Below are 15700 nucleotides of genomic sequence, written 5' to 3' on the forward strand. Positions count from 1 at the left end.
ACTCTCTGGACGAAATTCGGGACGAATATCAGCGCTTACGGAGCCGGCACGCCACGCTGCAGCGCCGGCGCCGACTTGCGGCACCACAGACGGTAGGCGAGCCCAAGCACGCCCAGCCAGACCGGAATCAGGTACACGGAAATCCGCAGATCCGGAATTAGATACATTACAACGAGAATCCCGCCGAGGAACACGAGACACACGTAATTCGTCAGCGGATAGCCGAGGCTGCGGAACGTGGTCGTTTGGCCGGTACGCGCCTTCTCGCGGCGGAATTTCAGGTGAATCAGGCTGATCATCGCCCAGTTGATGATGAGCGCCGACACGACGAGGCCCATCAGCAGTTCGAACGCCTTGCCCGGCATGAAGTAATTGATGATCACGCAGGCAGCCGTGACGAACGCCGACACACCGAGCGCCGTGAGCGGAATGCCGCGCCGGCTCACCTTGAGCAGCGCCTTCGGTGCATTGCCCTGCTGCGCGAGGCCGAACAGCATGCGGCTGTTGCAGTACACACCGCTGTTGTAGACCGAGAGCGCGGCCGTCAGCACGACGACATTGAGCACGTTGGCCACGAGGTCGCTGTTCATCGCGTGGAAGATCAGCACGAACGGGCTGCCGCCAGCCACGACCTTCTGCCACGGGTAAAGCGAAAGCAGGACGCCGAGCGCGCCGATGTAGAAAATCAGGATGCGGTAGATCACCTGATTCGTCGCGCGCGGAATGCTATGCGAAGGATCGTCAGCCTCTGCTGCGGTGATGCCGACAAGCTCCAGCCCGCCAAACGAGAACATCACGACGGCCATGGCCATGACGAGACCCGAAACGCCGTGCGGGAAGAAACCGCCGTTGCGCCAGAGGTTCGAGACGCTCGCCTCGGGACCGGCCGAGCCCGAAAACAGCAGCCAGCCGCCGAAGGCGATCATGCCGACGATCGCCAGCACCTTGATGATCGCGAACCAGAATTCGAGTTCGCCGTACGACTTCACGCTCGTGAGGTTGATGCCGTTGATCAGGACAAAGAACACGAGCGCCGAGACCCACGTGGGCAGCGTCGGCCACCAGTAGTGCATGTAGATGCCGACCGCCGAAAGCTCGGCCATGCTCACGAGCACGTAGAGCACCCAGTAGTTCCAGCCGGAGAGAAAGCCCGCGAAGGGGCCGAAATACTTGTCGGCGAAATAGCTGAACGAACCGGCGACGGGCTCGTCCACGACCATCTCGCCCAGTTGGCGCATGATGAAGAACGCGATGATCCCAGCAACGCCGTAGCCGAGCAGCACCGAAGGGCCGGCGGTCTGGATCGTCTGCGCAATGCCGAGGAACAGGCCCGTGCCGATCGCCCCGCCCAGCGCAATGAGCTGGATGTGGCGATTCTTGAGGCCGCGTTTTAGCTGGCCGCGATTTTCACGCATGTCGTTTGAAACCATGTCTCTTCCTGTCTCCGACTTATCGGCGCGAGGCCCAGGCATCCGGATAGGACGCCGGCTCCGCTCCACGAAATAAAATTGCACACGCAACGTTCTGCGTTGCCGTGCTGCCAGGCTTGGCGGTATGGGCCGCCAGCCCGATCGGGTGCGCCCAGTGTATAGTTGGCGCGGAAAAATATGATTTCATCTCGTACGCAGGCAAACCCTGATTGATACAATTCCCTCTCGCCTTAAACCCATCTCACGCAAGATAAATGCAAAATCTCGCGCTCGATACGATCGACATGCGGCTGCTCGCCGCACTGCAGGAACACGGCCGCGCCTCGAACCTCGAACTCGCGGCCGCGATCAAGCTCTCGCCCGCGCAGACGCTGCGCCGTCACCGGCGCCTCGAAGAACTCGGCGTGATCCGGCGCTATGAGACGCGTCTCGACGCGCAGGCGCTCGGCTTCGGCGTGGTCGCCTTCATTCAGGTAACGATGGAACGCGGGCACATGCGCGAGCTCATGAAGTTCAAGGAGCTCGTCGCAACGTTGCCGCAAGTGCAGGAGTGCTACTCCGTGACTGGCGATATCGACTACGTGCTGAAGGTGGTGGCGCGCGATCTGAAGGCGCTATCCGAATTCCTGCTCGATACGCTGATGCGCGCGCCCGGCGTGAACAGCGTGCAGTCGATCGTCTGTCTCGACGAACTCAAGGGGACGAGTGCGATGCCGCTGGAAGCCTGAGACTAACGCGCGCCAGGTCCGTCTGGCGGAGTTTTTCGGCGAAAACGCAATTTTATCTCATCGGCGCCCTTTTAGAGGCGCCGCAGGACCGGCTGATGAAATAGTCTTGCTAAAAGCCCCATCGTGCTCTAAAAAACAGGCTAGTCAGCATGTCTCCCGGCCGCCCTGGACACTGCAGCGAGCGGCTTCACAAGCGCGAGCGCGACAGTCCATGAGTCTTCTTGAACTCAGAGGCGTTTCCAGGCACTTCGGCGCCATTCAAGCGCTGACCGACGTGACGCTGAGCCTGGAACCCGGCCAGGTGGTCGGACTGATGGGCGACAACGGGGCCGGAAAATCGACGCTGGTGAAAGTCATCGCCGGCAACTTCCCGCCCTCCCATGGCGAAGTGCTCATCGACGGCAAGCCCGTTCATTTCAACCGGCCTGTGGACGCCCGCGCAAAGGGCATCGAGGTCGTGTACCAGGACCTCGCCCTCTGCGACAACCTCACGGCGGCGGCCAATGTCTTTCTCGGCCGCGAGCCGCGCCTCGGCATCTGGCCCTTTCGCGTGCTCGATCACGCGGCCATGTACCGGCGCGCCGCCGAGCTTTTCAAGGAACTGAAGTCCGAAACGCGCCCGCGCGATCTCGTCCGGCAGATGTCGGGCGGCCAGCGGCAGGCCGTGGCGATTGCGCGCACGCGTTTGTCCGACGCGCGGCTCGTGCTCATGGACGAACCCACCGCTGCGATCAGCGTGCGCCAAGTGGCGCAGGTGCTCGACCTCATCAAACGCCTGTCCGAGCACGGTATTGCCGTCATTCTCATCAGTCACCGCATGCCCGACGTTTTCGAGGTCGCCCACCGCGTGGTTGTCATGCGGCGCGGGCGCAAGGTGGCGGACAAGCAGACCGCTGCGTCTTCGCCGGAGGAAGTCACCGGCCTGATTACCGGAGCCATCGCCGCCGCCTGAAGCCGACCCGCGCGACTGCGTTGCATGGGGCCGCACCAAGCGCTGAAGCGCCAGGTGCGGCCGACAGGAGACCTGAAATTGAACGATGCGCCGCAAAGGCCAAACGCGATGCCAACAGTGCTTGACGATCCCCAATCCGCGAAGACCCACACACGCTGGAGTGGACTGATCGCGAGCCAGGTGTTCTGGGTCGTGCTGGCTACGCTGATCGCCTGTGTCCTGCTCTCGTTCGTCACTTCGACGTTCGCCACGCAGCAGAATCTCTTCAACGTCACGCGCAACTTCGCCTTCGTCGCCATCGTCGCGCTCGGGATGATGGCCATCATCATTACGGGCGGCATCGATATTTCGGTCGGCTCGACGATTGGCCTGAGCGGCATCGTGCTTTCGGTCACCATGAACGCGGGCTACCCGATCTGGGCCGGCATTGGCCTCGGCCTGCTCACCGCGGGCCTGGTCGGCCTCGTGAACGGCCTGCTCATTGCGTATCTCAACATGCAGCCTTTTGTCGTAACGTTAGGGATGCTGAGCGTGGGCCGCAGCCTCGCGCTCGTGATCTCCGGCAGCCGCACCATCTTCGAATTCGGACCCGACGGCCACAAGCTCCTCGTGCTCGGCGGCGGCAAGACACTCGGCGTGGCCAATCCCGTGTGGTTCCTGATCGTCCTCGGCGTGCTGTTCTGGTTCGCCTTCGCCTTCACACGCTGGGGCCGCTACGTGTTCGCGGTCGGCGGCAATCGTCATGCGGCGAATCTCACCGGCGTGCCGGTGCGGCGCGTGATCTGTTCGGTCTACGTGCTCGGCGGCCTGATGGCGGGCGTCGCGGCCATTCTGGAAGTGGGCTGGCTCGGCGCGGTCACCACCGGCCTTGGCACCGGCGACGAACTGCGCGTAATCGCCGCCACGGTGATTGGCGGCACCAATCTCGCGGGGGGCGTGGGCAGCGCCTTCGGCACGATCGTCGGCGCCGCGCTCATCGAAGTGATCCGCAACAGCCTGATCCTGCTCGGCGTCGACTCGTTCTGGCAGGGCACTGTGGTGGGCGGCTTCATCATCATCGCGGTGCTGTTCAACCGGCTCGGCGGCGAGCGGCAAGGAGACTGAACCGTTTCAGGGAGGCGCGGCCGGACTGCACGCGGAACCGCCGGACGCCAGCGATCACACAAAACGCAAGGTTCCGCAGGAAGCCCAAGGCACGGGCGCGGGCTTTCCTTCCGATGACGAAGACTGTACGAGACACGCGCGCCGCACAACCGGCGCCGAACAGGAGGAAACCATGAAGAAAGCGTGGAAGTATCTCGCTGCGATCGGAGGGCTCGCCATGCTGGCGTCTTCCGCCTACGCAGCCGACAAGACCCTCGCGCTGGTCGTGAAGGGCCTCGACAATCCGTACTTCGACCTCATGAAACAGGGTTGCGACCGGGCGAACAAGGAACTCGGCAAACAGGGCTACAACTGCTACTACACCGGCCCAGCCACGGCGGCCGACGAAAGCGCCGAAGTGCAGATCGTCGACGACCTGCTGACCAAGGGCGTCGCGGCGATTGCGATATCGCCTTCGAACGCGCCAGCCATCGCTGAGGTGATCCGCCGCCGCAACACGAAGATCCCGATCATCACCGCGGACGCCGATCTGCTGCCGAAGGACCAGTCGCTGCGCAAGGCGTATGTGGGTACCGACAACTACGAACTGGGCGTGAAGCTCGGCGAGCAGTTGAAGATGCTCATGCCCAAGGGCGGCAACATCTGCCTCGTGATGGGCAACCCGGCGGCCGAGAATATCAACCAGCGCGCCCAGGGGACGCGCGATGTGCTTTCTGGCAAGAAGGGCGTCAAGAAGCTTGCTGGCGAGAACAACTGGCATGAGATCAGCGCCTGCCCGCTCTACGTGAACGACGACGCCGCGAAAGCGAACCAGATGATGCAGGACACGCTCACGGCGAACGCCACCAGTCTCCAGGCGTTCGTGCTCGAGGGCGGCTGGCCGCTCTTTGCGCCTGAAGCGTATTCGCAGGTCGTCGCGCCGATCATGGACAAAATCAACAGCGGCCAGTTCGTGATCGTTTCAGCCGATACGCTTGGGCCTGAGTTGCAGGCGCTCAAAGAACACAAGGTCAATGTGCTGGTTGGGCAGCGGCCTGAGGAAATGGGCTATCAAGCAGCGATGGTGATGCGTGATCTGGCGGAAGGGAAGATGGTGAAGCCGATTATTCACACTGGGCTGGATACGTGTACGTGGAAGAATGCGGATACGTGCCTCAAGCATTGAGGGCGTGACCGTGCGCGGGCCGAGGCTTGGATAGCTCGGCTTGCGGTGCATGGGTTTGCCTTGCCACGTTCCTCCCGGAGGTGGCCGCGGAGCTCACCGCCTAGCCCTCAATCTGCGTTGCCCGGAACATCGTAAGCAATTGCCAGAGACGGAAGCCACCCTATTTCTCGGTCTTCCCACCACTACCCTCGCCCGGTGACTGCACCCGGCTGGCAACAAGCTCAAGCGCCAGCGGTTTTTCAGGATCCAGCCTCTTCGTCTCGATCACACGTTTCCACGCGCCGTCCGTACCAGGCTGCCGGTAGAACGCCACGACCGCCACGTACTTCGTGTCTTTATTCATCGGCTCCGAGAGGCTCGACGATGCGCCCGGATTTACGACTGCCGCCATGCTTGCATTGAGATCCTGCGCGAGTACCGTCTGATCTCGCCTGAGCAGATCGTCGTAAGATGCGCCGTCGAATCCCTTACGCTCCCTGAGCTGGTAGACACGCACGGCGACCGAGTTGGCCTTCCCGGCGTCGTCGGGATTGACGGCTCCGCGTGCCGTCAGATCAACATTGAGGACCTTGACCTGACGATAAAACACCGCATGGAATGCATTTGACGTGGTATCGGAAATGGTCTGCCAGGCGCCACAGCCCGAAAGCAGGAGGGTCGGCGCAGCAAGGGCGAGAACGGCAGCAAGACACCGTTGAGTCCAGGAGTTGGTTTCAGACATGTTGGGGAGTCAGATACGGATTGGGCGCAGGCGCAGGAATCGCTTCGTGGACGCCGAGCGCAATGGTAATCAGGCGGTCCTCTTCAGCGGGGAGGACCGTTGTCCAGCCGAGGCGCGGAGGGGCGTCTGCATGCACAGCAGCAATGGCCGGTTCCGGCACAAGCCGGGTGGACAGCTCCATACGCAGGTGCACGTCAGCCTTCTCGCCGATATAGAGCTGTACAAAGGCCTTCACCTCCCGGTGCAGCCACGCACCCGGCAAGAGATCGTGAGCCTGCTGCGCGTCGGCGGGGCGCAGTGTCACACGTACGGCGCGGCTACGGTATGCGAGGCGCTTGCCGAGCACATATCCGGCGCCCAACCCGCGGCGTGCGGCCTGCACCGGCTGAGCTGCTGGCTTTGCGGTGAGTGGCCGCGGGGCGCCGGTGTTGGCATATGCAGCGTGAAACTCCTCGACGCGTACTCCGACGCCGGGTGCGGCCAGTGCGATCACACCGGCGAGGCCCTCTGCCGTTCGCGTACGCTGGATCAGCAAGCCGAGCAGCGCGAGCATGCGTGAATCTGGGAGTCCGGCACGCGCCGGCTTCCCGCCCCAACCGAAGCCCCCGAGACAGAGCAGGTTACGGGAATGATCGTCGATGCCACCGGCGCGGAAGCTCTCCGGATAGCGATACTTCTTCCACACGCGGTAAAGCAGCGTGACATTGCGGTGATTGAACTGATCGAGAAACGCTTCAAGCGCCTCGTGCCCTTCTTCGCGCAACGCGATGTCGTCCACGAAATGCGGCGGCATCGCCGCATCGACGCCATAAAGACCCATGAACGTCGTACGTACGGTGGGCGGTGCATCAGGCCGTTCGTCATCGAACTCCACCGCAGCGATTTCGCCCGCCGGAAAACCCATGCGCGGCCGCGGCCGGAACCGCACAGGTTCACCGGCCGGGGTGTCCTGCGCGCCGAAGCCAGAGTGATCTGGCGCGCTGTGTTCCAGTAGCCTGCAGAGCTGCATGAAGCTCATCTGTGGCGCGCGGGCAAGCAGCGCCGCGACAAGCGGCTCGAGATCAGGTACGTCGCGCGGCTTCATAGCGCAGCCCTGTGTGTCTTGCTGCGAGGCCATGTCGTACGCGTTTGCGATGGGAGACTGACGATCGACAGTTTCGTGAACAGGTTGATCTCCGCGTACAGCTCGAAAAACCGGTGCAGCATCTCGCCAAATAACATGACGTCGCCCTCACCCGCGAACGCGTGGGAGTCGAGCGTCACCTCGATTAGCACGCCGCGCTCGACTGAGCCGCCCGACACCTCCTCGAGCAGCTCCTGTGAGACCCACAGGATGCCCGCAAGGCGTCGGCGGTTCAGCTCGTCGTTGGTCCAGTCGTAGAGGGCAAGCGCACCGCGCAGCACTTCGGCGTTCATCAGCGAGAGGAAATTAGGAGCAAGGTGCGAGAGCACCCGCCACTGGAAGCGGTCGCCGGTCGGCGGGTAAAGCGGCAGTGTGGGAGCGACCAGGTTGCGCACGCCCGCAACATCTGGTGTGCTTTCGGCAAGTTCGCAGATGCTTGCCTCACGCAGGCCCTTGCGCGGCAGCATGCCATTGGTCGCGGTCATCTGCAGCGAGAGACTTTCCTCCGGCAGGTTTTCCAGCGTATCCCATGCATGGCCACCGAGCACGAGCCAGGTCTCGTGCAGCCCCGACACCCCGGCACGTACCCGCGTATGGAAGTATCGCTCGGGCGCCTCATGTCGCAGCATGCCGCCACGATGCCGAAACGTCGCGAACGGGACATACTCGTAGCGGTTGGCGTCGAGGTGGTCGAACGCCGAAACCTTGTCCACCGAGTACGTTTCGATGTTGTTGTTCCCCTGCCCGGCCGGCACGACCCGATATTCCGTCTGGTGGTGGTCAATCGTCACCGGCTCGGCATCGACCTCGAACAGGTTGATGACAGGCGTGCAGTACAGCCGGATGTTTTCCGTCGTAAAGCGCTGGTCACCCGGGTACATCTCGCTGAGCACGATCTCCAGCTCGAAGCGGGTCGACCCAGGCGGAATTTTTTCGATGTCGAGACCGACAAGATCGACGAAGAGAAACTTCTCGCGGAACGTGAAGTATTCGAGGAGCAACTGGTAGCCCGAAAACGCCTCATCGGGTTTCGGCCACAGGCGTTCCTCAGTTGAGAAACCGGCGGATTCTATTTTCACCTCGCGCAGCGGCAGCAGTTCGCCGTTGCGCAACTCTGGAATCCGCCAGCCGATCGAGTCGACCTGACGCGTGAGCGCCAGATGCATCGCGAACGCCGTTGGCAGATCGGCGCTGAGGTGGAGGCGCACACGCGAGAGATCGGTCTCCTTGCGGCGGGCGGAGCCGTGGAGCGCGAAGGCCAGCCGGATCACCGAGCGGCCATCGTGCCGCACGCCTGGGGCCGCCTGTGTGAGGTTGAGCGGTTGCAGCGTCACGGGCTGCGTGGTGCGGTAGTGGCACTGGATCGTGCGCGGGGTCGCGCTTTCGGTACCGGTTGGCGACGGCACGGCGATCGGCGCGGAGCGCACCGGCACACCCGCGGGCAGAACTTCCGTCTTCTCGAGCTTTTCGGCGAGTGGCACAAGCTCGACCACAGAAAGCGACGGAATCATACGCAGGTAGTGTGGCCAGAGCAGGCTGACCAGGCCCTCCGTCAGTTCGGGAAATTCGTCGTCAAGCTTCTGCCGCAGTCGTCCGGTCAGGAAGGCGAACCCTTCGTGAAGCCGTTCGACATAGGGATCACGGTCACCGACGCGATCGAGGTTCAGCAGGCGCGCGCGGTCGGGGTGCGCCTTTGCGAACTCCTTGCCGGATTCACGCAGGTAGCGCATTTCTTCCTCGAAGTACCGCAGGATGGGATCGTCGTTTTCCATCGATTTCTATATTTAAGAAAGAGTCAGCGCGCGCGCCGGATCTAGCACGGCCAGTTCCGACTGCAGTCCAGCGGCGCGGTTCATCAGCGTCACCTTGTCGGCGTCCTTGCGGTTCGCCTGTGCCTTGAGCACACGCATCAATTGCTGCTTTATCTCGAAGATGAGCGCGGGTTCCCAGCGCGTGAGCGGCAGAGTTTGCGCGATCGCGTCGAGCTCGGTGAGCAGCGCGCAGGCCATGTCGGGTCGACCTGCGTGCTCGGCGAGTCGCGCCATGATGAGGCGTTGCAGATAATGATGACGCTCGCCCTTCATGCCGGGAAGTGCCTCGAGCCATGCGAACGCCGCTTCGACGCCCTCGCGTGAATTCATGTCCTTCGCCTGCGCCTCGATCTCCGGCCAGTCGCCGGCCGAGCCATCATCCGCTGCCGAAACGGGCAAAGGCGCAGGCGTCTCACCGGCCTCCAGGTCCCGCACCACTGCGTGCCGTGCGATCCATTCGAGCGTGGTGTCGTCGGCGTAGGCGGTGCCGTCGTTGAAGGCGAGACGTTCGATACCCGGCAACCTTTCGAGGAAAAGCGCAAAGTCCGCGCGCAGCTGTTCGCGCCACGTGTCATACGGCGCGCCGAGATGGTCGAGCGCGTGGTGCTGGAAATACTGAAGATCGAACCAGAGGTGGTTGACGCCCTCCATGAAAGCGCCCTCGACCCGTTCGAGCAGTTCACTCCATTGCTTCTGCAGCACGAGCCGCGTCATTTGCTGGCGCAGTTCGGCGCGCGGCGGTATGAGGCGCGTACGCGAGGCAGCGTCGGCCGGCGGTACCTCGTGCAGCGTGTCCCATCGCACGCTGCGCACGAGCCGCACCGACGACAGATAGCCGTTCTCCTGGTCGCGCAGCCACGTAGCCATGACCCGCGCCTGTTCGAGAAGATCGCGTGTGGAGGCAATGGCGCCCAAAGTGGCGGTTGTCGGCGCCGAAACGGAGGAAACGGGTGGCGACGCCTGGGTCGTGGCTGTCGAGGTGCTCTCGTCGTTGCGCTGGAACCGCGAGACGAGCGGCTGCAGATTGGGACGGGCCGCCTCCGGCCATGCCTGCGTACGCGCGACGAGCACGTCGAGTGCCGCGATGGCCCGCTCCAGGTCCGCAGGCGCAAATTCGCCACGGCGCTCGAGCAGATCCACCATGCGTGTGGTGGCCAGCATTTCAAGCGCGCCCTTCTTCGCCTCTGGGCGCACTGGCATCACGGCCTCACCGAAGCGGTCGGTGAGCGCGGCGGCCAGTTCAAGACCGTCGGCGAAGCCCGCCGGCCCGTCCTGACGCAGCCTTGCCTGCGCGTAGTAGGCCGCCACACGCAGGTCCTTGCCGGTTTCCTTCGTCAGGCGCTCACAGCACGCGACGATGAGCGCATCGTCGATATCCGACAGTTTTGCCGCCTCGTCCCTGAGGTGGAAAAACGTGTCCTCGTAGCCCGGGTCACGTCCCACGCCGGTTTCGCCGGCAAGCGGCTGGAGCCAGTCCGCCCAGGCATCAAGGCGCTCGCGTGCGACCTGCTCCACGTCGCGCGAGGGAAAGAGACTTCTGAAAATGTCTCCGAGCTTCATTCGTCCTCCGGCGCCGCGCCGCCCGGCAGCGGCGTCGCCGCACGCTTGCCCGCTGCGATTGCCGCTGCCGGCAACGGCGGCGGACTTGCGCCTGTCATTGCCGTTCCGGATGAGGGCGACGCGCTGATAAAAATCCGCTCCGGCAGTGTGAAGTGCCGCAGCTTGAGCACGTCGAGCGGGCCGGTACCCGCCTCGCTACGCATGAGGACGCGCAGCGGGACCGCCTGGCTTGCATCGGGCTTCCAGGTTAGCAGCCAGCGCGCGCTATCCTGCTGTTCGGCCTGTGCGCGCTCCAGCAGACGGATGAGACCAAAGCGGCCCTGTGCGTCGAACGCTGAACGCAGTCCGCCCTCGGCCGTCTGCCACTCAATATGCGAGATGTTTTCCAGCGCCTGGCCCGGCCACTCGAACGGTTGCCACTCCTCCCGCTGGTTGAAGTAGTGCAGCTCGTTGCCCGAAAGAACGATGCGCATATCCGTGATGCCCGGTGTCGGTACACCACGCAGCTCGAAGCGCAGATGGGCGTCGCCGGTGGGGAACAATACGTTTGCGACACGCGTGAGCCGGTTCAACCCGTCAAGGAACGCGGGATCGAGCGTGAGCGAGCCGCGGTTGGCGCCCTGCACTGCCACCCAGCGATCGCCCTGACGCTCGACGACACCCGCGAGCTGCGTCGTAACGAACTGCGTGATCACGCCGTTGTCGGGTCGCATGATGCGCGCCATCTCAGGCAGCGAGGCTTCGTTGTCGGAATCAAAGAACGGATACCGGCCGCCAAACGAACGGTTCCAGTCGGCGACGATCGAGCGGCGCCAGATGTCATTGAGGCTTGCCGCAGCCGGCTGAACGACGACACGCCAGTTCTGGTCGAGCGGCGCACGGAACAGCTCGCCAAATCCGGCCCATTGCTCGCCCAGGCTTGCGGCCAGGCGGCTCGCGTACTCACGGCTGTCCGCGATGTCCGATGGGCGTCCCTGCAGCACGGCTTGCGCCGCCTGACGTGACATGGCCTCGGCGTCGGGGCTCGAGGCAATCTGCTGTGCCTTCAGGCGCATCGCGGTGACGCGCTCGAGATAGCGCGCGAGACTCAGATCGCTGGTTGCAGCGAGCCTCGCCGCATCCTTGCCTGTTGCCGCTGGCGCGCCGCTCACGAGATCACTACCCGTGAGCCTGAGAATCGGGCCGAAGCCCGCAGCCAGCGGCGCAACCGGTGCCTGCGCCTGTGGCTGTTTCGAGGGATCTTTCTCGCCGCCGCCCACAAGCTGCTGTGCCTTTCTGATGAGCGTGTCGGAAAGTGACTGCGAACTCGCACCCGCTGCGGCCTGGTAGGCAATCACGTTCATCAAGGCGACGAGCGGCGAGCGTTGCGGATCGCCCAGCAATGTGAGCTGGTCGACGGTGCCCGTCAGGCTTGGTGCGCTCTGCCAGCGCATGCTGTTGAGAAACACCGCCCACGCACGCAGGTAGTCGTCAAAATAGCGCTGACGCAGCGCATCGCGCAGTGCTGAGGGTGCCGCGTTGTTTGCCTGCACATCAGAGAGCACCCAGTCACCGGCCACCTCGCGTTGTCCGCTTGCGTCATCGATGGCCTTCGAGATGCGCTCGTCCCACGCGGCACGCGTGAACACACCGGGGATCGTTGCTGAAGTGGTGAAGAGGCCGCGGCTCGTGGTATCGCCCAGGAGCGTCGCCAGCGTGACGGGCGGATATTTGGACTGCGCCTCGGTGATGATCTGCTGGTAAAGGGTATCGGTCGAGTTCTGGATACCGCGCACGCCGATCACCGTTTGCCGCGCACTAGCAACGAGTCCCGCATCAGGTGTGATTGCAAGCGCCGCGCCTGCGCTCACCGGGTGTCCGATGTGATTGGCGAAGAATGTGATCGTGTGCTCGCGCAGATCCTGCCAGGTGCCGGCCGAAATTGGCGCGTTCAGCGGGCGCGCCGGTACGTCGGTTGCGATGAGTTGCGGCGTGAGGAAACTCGCGAGCGCACGCGTGGGTTGGGCGAGCATCAGGTAGGTCTTGAGTGTGTCGTAGGCTGCCTGGGCCTGGGCTTCACCGCCACTGGCGATTTCGGCATCGGTCAGGGAGGCGAGCTGGCGCAGACGCTCCTCGAGCTTCTCGCGCATCGGTGCGACGAGCACCCGTGAGGCTGCGATGTCGTAGCCGGGCCAGAGCGCGTCGAGCAGCGCGCGGTCGTGATTGAGCCCAAAGCGGGTGATCCACGGTGCGCCGTGTTGCTGGCGATACTCGAGCGTGTCGATCTGTTTGTCGAGGCTGTCAAGGAGTTGCAGCGACTGTGTGCGGTCGGTGGTGGCCGTGAGCTTTTCGAGTGTGCCGGAGGCAGTGTTGATCGTCGCGCGGTTAGAGAACCCCGAGATCATCATGCCGACCGTCCACAAGCCGACAGCGGCCGTTGCGACCCATGTTGCCGCTGTCGAAAACGAGAAGCCGACGCGGCGTCCGTGAACGTTGCGGCTGTGATCCGCGATGAACTGCCAGACTGTGCGGTGAACGGTTTCAGGTGTGCCAGTTTCATCAGGCTGCTCCTTAGCCTCAAGTTTCTCCTGGCTGCCTTCGGGCGGCCGCGGATCACCCGCTGCTTCGCGTGCCTTGAAGAGCGGTGCGAACAGCAGCCCGTGAATGGATAAGCGCCAGTAGCGCGACTGTGCCATCTGCGTGACGAACTGCAGGATGTCGGTGCGACGCGCATCGATATGCTGGGAGAGGAGCGCCGGATAGCGATCCAGGCGGTTGCGGATCAGGCGGATGACGCCCGCATCCGCGAGCGTGTGTGAGAGGCTATTCAGGGAGCGATCCAGATCTTCGGCATGGACACGTGGAGTCGACCACGTGAAACCGATTGGCTCATCGGGAATGGACGGATCGCCATCGAATTCCGTGGCGTTCAGGAGATAGACGGGCGCAGCCCAGCGCAAAGCACGTGCATGGCGGCCGAGGCGCTGGGCAATGGCATCTGCCTCGAAACCAGTCTTAACGGAACTGCTGGCGCGCGCCACTGCAACGATTGCATCAACGGGCCGGCGACGGCGCAGCTGACGAATCTGATCAAGCCTGCTCGTGTCAATCGTTGTGCTGGTCTGATTTGCATACAGCAGTATGGTGTCGCCCGTGAAGGCATAACCTAGTTCGGCAAGACCTGGTGCAATGCGTTTGACGATTGGGAGGTCCCCAGCGACGAGCACCCAACTCTCCCGGTAACGCCAGAAGAAACCGTGCCGTTCGCGGAGCATCTGACGCAAGCTGTCAGCGAAATCCGTTGGAACTGATTCGTCGCCGGCTTGTGCCTGTTGTCCAGCCGAACCGGCACGGTGGTTGACGTCATAGTGGGTAAGCCAGCGCGCAGCACGTAGCGTTGCGATCTGTAGGAGAATCAGCTCGAAGAACTTTATTAAAATGAGTAATGCCAACCAGATGATGACAAGCACAAGTACGATAATGATCCTGGTTGAGCTAGGCCATCCTTGTCCAAGTCCTTCGAACCAAACCGCGAGACCGACTCCCCAAAAAAGAATCGTCAACGCAAGTCCGACGTAAAAAGGTGCGGCAGAACCGCTCTTGCTTTCGTTACCAGTCATGTTTTTGTTCTGCATACAAGGGCTGTGAAACCATTACCTTCACCTGAGATCACGAGCTGCTCTTTACCGCTTGCGTTGGCGCATTCGGCAGCCATTGCCAACGCGAGCCATGAACCAGCACCCGAGCAATTGCCCACCGACTCTTCAAGAGCATCAACTTTCAATCGATCGCCCGAATTACGCTCCAAACGAAACTCGTTCAACTGCTCGATCGCTACGCCATGTGACCAAGCAGGGCTTGCGCATGCCGGTGTTGTTCGCCCCCAACGGGTCGCAAGGCCGAGTACGTCGCTCACACTGTCGAAAGGTCCCTGCGCAGGGCGATGCAAACGCACTGACGACTGGAACGCGTCCCGCGTAAACGTTACTGGACTCACGAGTAGGGCCACACCCGTTTCCGCTATTCCGTCTGAAATGAGACGACTGATCGCATCATGGAGCTGAAGGGCAATCAACAGAATGATGTTGCCGTTTCGACGACCGTCAAGCCAGGCGTCCGTCGCGAAAAGCGGAAGCACAGCGTCAGTGGTCGAAACATCGAACCGCAGGGATGGAGCGGTCTTTTTCAATTGTTCATCGACCAATACATCCAGCTCACTGATTGCGAGCCGCGTTTGCCCATGCACTAATACCTGTATTCGGGTGCCTGACGGAAAATCATGAAGTTGAGACTGGATCTTGGCGATCAGGTTTTCGAGTATCCAGCTCGCCGCAGCACGGTGCCTCGCAGATTCTGAAAGGGCGTTACCTGGAAAAAAAGGTGAACCTGGCAGATCAATCCAACGCGCGAGCACAACCTTATCGGGTGCATATGCACTGTTGCGCGAAGCCAGCTTCAACGTGCCGCGCCGCGAAACCTCTGCGGAATTCTCGTTGTCGTCTGAGGAAAAACACCATGCCTGCCCAAGGACCGCGATCGGCTCGCTGGCGGAACTGTGGCATGCCATCTCGGCTTCATCGCTCACGCGATTTTTCGCAATTGCCTGACTTCTGCGCACATGGCCGTACGCCAACCACAAGGCGAGAAGGAATGCCCAAGCCAGCAATGGATAGGCACCAGCTCGCATTGCGAATTTCAAGGTATCTCCAGGATGGTTCGCCGACCAGTGTTCAGCAGAGAACGTAAAGCTTGCCGCGAGCACAATTGCAAGCAGCAGGCCCCAGGACACCACTGATACCCTCGGCGCAGGTGGTACGGCGACGCGCGGCGGGATACGGTTGAAATCGACTGGCATCAGTCACTCACCCGTGCTCCGCTGCCGGAAGAAATGAGCGTTGCACCACAGCGAGTATGATCGCCATCGCGCGAAAGCATGATTTGACCATCCTTCACTCGACTGCCCCCCTCGATGATCTCGTTATCCCCGTGCAATGGGCAGGAAACCCGGTCTCCTACACGCGCCGCCCGTCGGCCTTTCACCTTGATGCTGTCCGATCCAGACAGCACCTTACCGCCGTGGCTGGTAGTATCACCTTCATATACGAAGTTCTTCATTCAATACTCGTC

12 protein-coding genes are annotated in these 15700 nt (G+C 62.4%); 4 read left to right on the forward strand and 8 right to left on the reverse strand.

The features are described 5' to 3' along the window. Positions 1–35 precede the first annotated feature (35 nt). Complete coding sequence (locus U5A57_RS04910; protein ID WP_415765211.1) at positions 36–1415, reverse strand: amino acid permease; 1380 nt, start codon at positions 1413–1415, stop codon at positions 36–38. 269 nt (positions 1416–1684) lie between these two features. Between U5A57_RS04910 and U5A57_RS04915 the strand changes: the two genes are divergently transcribed. The 4 genes from U5A57_RS04915 to U5A57_RS04930 all read left to right on the forward strand — a co-directional run bounded on the left by U5A57_RS04915 (position 1685) and on the right by U5A57_RS04930 (position 5379). After that, positions 1685–2158, forward strand: coding sequence for an Lrp/AsnC family transcriptional regulator (locus U5A57_RS04915; RefSeq protein ID WP_158757692.1), 474 nt, complete (start codon positions 1685–1687; stop codon positions 2156–2158). Positions 2159–2369: 211 nt separating this feature from the next. Then, positions 2370–3110, forward strand: coding sequence for an ATP-binding cassette domain-containing protein (locus tag U5A57_RS04920; protein WP_321908714.1), 741 nt, complete (start codon positions 2370–2372; stop codon positions 3108–3110). 108 nt (positions 3111–3218) lie between these two features. Continuing rightward, positions 3219–4214 carry an ABC transporter permease gene (locus U5A57_RS04925; protein ID WP_321908717.1) on the forward strand — a complete coding sequence of 332 codons (996 nt, stop codon included), beginning with the start codon at positions 3219–3221 and terminating at the stop codon, positions 4212–4214. 172 nt (positions 4215–4386) lie between these two features. Beyond that, complete coding sequence (locus U5A57_RS04930; protein WP_321908719.1) at positions 4387–5379, forward strand: sugar-binding protein; 993 nt, start codon at positions 4387–4389, stop codon at positions 5377–5379. Positions 5380–5539: 160 nt separating this feature from the next. On the opposite strand, the gene tssJ is transcribed toward U5A57_RS04930, so the two are convergent. From tssJ to U5A57_RS04965, 7 genes are read right to left on the reverse strand one after another with little or no spacing between them, the layout of a single operon-like run. Continuing rightward, positions 5540–6100 carry a type VI secretion system lipoprotein TssJ gene (tssJ, locus tag U5A57_RS04935; protein ID WP_321908720.1) on the reverse strand — a complete coding sequence of 187 codons (561 nt, stop codon included), beginning with the start codon at positions 6098–6100 and terminating at the stop codon, positions 5540–5542. Continuing rightward, positions 6093–7184: a type VI secretion system baseplate subunit TssG gene (tssG, locus tag U5A57_RS04940; RefSeq protein ID WP_321908723.1), complete on the reverse strand. Its 1092-nt coding sequence runs from the start codon at positions 7182–7184 to the stop codon at positions 6093–6095. The genes tssJ and tssG overlap by 8 nt, the downstream gene beginning before the upstream one ends. Then, the gene (gene tssF, locus U5A57_RS04945) at positions 7181–8995 is read right to left on the reverse strand and encodes a type VI secretion system baseplate subunit TssF (protein ID WP_321908726.1); all 1815 of its coding nucleotides are present in this window, start codon (positions 8993–8995) and stop codon (positions 7181–7183) included. Before tssF ends, tssG begins: the two co-directional genes overlap by 4 nt. Before the next feature lie 12 nt (positions 8996–9007). Continuing rightward, on the reverse strand, positions 9008–10594 hold the full coding sequence (gene tssA, locus U5A57_RS04950; RefSeq protein ID WP_321908729.1) for a type VI secretion system protein TssA: 1587 nt from the start codon (positions 10592–10594) through the stop codon (positions 9008–9010). Continuing rightward, a complete protein-coding gene (locus tag U5A57_RS04955) occupies positions 10591–14193 on the reverse strand; it encodes an ImcF-related family protein (RefSeq protein WP_321908732.1) in 3603 nt (1200 codons plus the stop codon). Before U5A57_RS04955 ends, tssA begins: the two co-directional genes overlap by 4 nt. Continuing rightward, entirely contained in the window at positions 14190–15428 is a 1239-nt protein-coding gene (locus U5A57_RS04960; protein WP_321908734.1) for a hypothetical protein, read from the reverse strand. Before U5A57_RS04960 ends, U5A57_RS04955 begins: the two co-directional genes overlap by 4 nt. After that, complete coding sequence (locus U5A57_RS04965; RefSeq protein ID WP_321908736.1) at positions 15428–15688, reverse strand: PAAR domain-containing protein; 261 nt, start codon at positions 15686–15688, stop codon at positions 15428–15430. The genes U5A57_RS04960 and U5A57_RS04965 overlap by 1 nt, the downstream gene beginning before the upstream one ends. Between the last annotated feature and the right edge of the window lie 12 nt (positions 15689–15700).

It is taken from the genome of Paraburkholderia sp. J11-2, assembly GCF_905220185.1.
Taxonomy (GTDB): Bacteria; Pseudomonadota; Gammaproteobacteria; order Burkholderiales; family Burkholderiaceae; genus Paraburkholderia.

Excerpts from the sequence above, each read along its gene's own strand:
- U5A57_RS04910 (WP_415765211.1), bottom strand. The coding sequence starts at position 1,415 with ATGCGTGAAAATCGCGGCCAGCTAAAACGCGGCCTCAAGAATCGCCAC.
- U5A57_RS04915 (WP_158757692.1), top strand. The coding sequence starts at position 1,685 with ATGCAAAATCTCGCGCTCGATACGATCGACATGCGGCTGCTCGCCGCA.
- U5A57_RS04920 (WP_321908714.1), top strand. The coding sequence starts at position 2,370 with ATGAGTCTTCTTGAACTCAGAGGCGTTTCCAGGCACTTCGGCGCCATT.
- U5A57_RS04925 (WP_321908717.1), top strand. The coding sequence starts at position 3,219 with ATGCCAACAGTGCTTGACGATCCCCAATCCGCGAAGACCCACACACGC.
- U5A57_RS04930 (WP_321908719.1), top strand. The coding sequence starts at position 4,387 with ATGAAGAAAGCGTGGAAGTATCTCGCTGCGATCGGAGGGCTCGCCATG.
- tssJ (WP_321908720.1), bottom strand. The coding sequence starts at position 6,100 with ATGTCTGAAACCAACTCCTGGACTCAACGGTGTCTTGCTGCCGTTCTC.
- tssG (WP_321908723.1), bottom strand. The coding sequence starts at position 7,184 with ATGAAGCCGCGCGACGTACCTGATCTCGAGCCGCTTGTCGCGGCGCTG.
- tssF (WP_321908726.1), bottom strand. The coding sequence starts at position 8,995 with ATGGAAAACGACGATCCCATCCTGCGGTACTTCGAGGAAGAAATGCGC.
- tssA (WP_321908729.1), bottom strand. The coding sequence starts at position 10,594 with ATGAAGCTCGGAGACATTTTCAGAAGTCTCTTTCCCTCGCGCGACGTG.
- U5A57_RS04955 (WP_321908732.1), bottom strand. The coding sequence starts at position 14,193 with ATGACTGGTAACGAAAGCAAGAGCGGTTCTGCCGCACCTTTTTACGTC.
- U5A57_RS04960 (WP_321908734.1), bottom strand. The coding sequence starts at position 15,428 with ATGCCAGTCGATTTCAACCGTATCCCGCCGCGCGTCGCCGTACCACCT.
- U5A57_RS04965 (WP_321908736.1), bottom strand. The coding sequence starts at position 15,688 with ATGAAGAACTTCGTATATGAAGGTGATACTACCAGCCACGGCGGTAAG.